Annotated in this window: 2 protein-coding genes; both read left to right on the plus strand. The window is 35.3% G+C overall.

Features of this window, described 5'->3' with window-relative positions:
* Positions 1 to 166: 166 nt before the first annotated feature.
* On the plus strand, positions 167 to 352 hold the full coding sequence (locus V7659_RS20480) for a hypothetical protein (protein WP_335541838.1): 186 nt from the start codon (positions 167 to 169) through the stop codon (positions 350 to 352).
* A 9-nt stretch (positions 353 to 361) separates the two neighbouring features.
* Positions 362 to 1,193, plus strand: an 832-nt coding sequence (locus V7659_RS20485; protein ID WP_335541840.1) for a DUF1835 domain-containing protein, incomplete at its 3' end; no start/stop codon positions are given.

Consider the following 1,193-nt stretch of genomic DNA (forward strand, 5'->3'; position numbering starts at 1 on the left):
TACATGTGTCTAATCCGCCTTTTTTGAAGACCTGACAGCCCTCCTTCTTATCCTTAACTCTATATTGGGAGTTGCACAGGGATGGTTCTCCCTCTAATACTATTAAATAACCTATATGTATTTTTAATGACACAAAAACAAAAGCCCAAAAGACTAAAACTCATCTATGCCGAAGTCAACAAATACAGTAAATAAAGGGGAGAGTTTTTCTAATCCGATGCACAATCATCCCGACTTTGTTGAAATATTACTTATACTTGAGGGAGAAGTGACCTACAATATGGATGGAACGAATCATCAAACGATCGTCATATACACCAAGGAGTATGGCACGAAGATAGAGGAGAAATGAGGGAGTAGAATGGATTTGCCAATCGAAGAGTTAAAAAAAATAATCAAGGACTTACCTGAACGTGAAGTAAGATCGTATTTATACCATATTCTCTTGAGTACAAGTTTATTGGATTGTAAAGAATATACAGCTGTTGAGTTTTCAAATCAAATGAAAGAAATATACAACCATATTTTATATCCAGAGGACCCGATTACCACTTTTAATAGTGAAGGGAATTATCAAAAAGTACATATCACCTTTGGATACCAATATTTAAAGCCAATTTTAAAAGAGATGGGGATACATGAAGAAGAGCCAGTCATTTCGATTCATGACAACTTTGCCGTTGCACCAATCGCGTATTTACATACTGAGAGTGGTCAAAAAACAAGATATGAATGGATAAAAAGCAGCTTACGTGGTCTCGAAGAAGAGGTAGATGAATATATAGAAGAAATTCAAAAGTCTTTTATTCTAATTCATTCTATTCCTAAAGATGTGCCCATTACCATCTGGGTTTGTGAAAATGCCCATGAACAAACCGGTCTCCTTTTTGTATTGTTCTTGTTAAGGGAAAGAACAAACACAATTACCATCTTTAATACAGCCAAGCTTTATAGTGAATTGTTTAAGGCGAAAGCGAAAAAATATACCCCCTTATCTTCTGGGGAGATCCTTTCAGAAGAATTAAGCGCCCTATTCAAATATGGACAGGAAAATCAAATTTGTTTAACAGAGGTGGAACGGAATCAATTTGAAAATCAGTGGGTATCTCTATCGGAACACGATGGAACATTACGATTATGGGAAAATGGAGAAATACAGAGTGTTTCAGAAGAATATTTTGATGAATTTATCA

It is taken from the genome of Neobacillus drentensis (assembly GCF_036966985.1).
Taxonomy (GTDB): domain Bacteria; phylum Bacillota; class Bacilli; order Bacillales; family Cytobacillaceae; genus Neobacillus; species Neobacillus drentensis_E.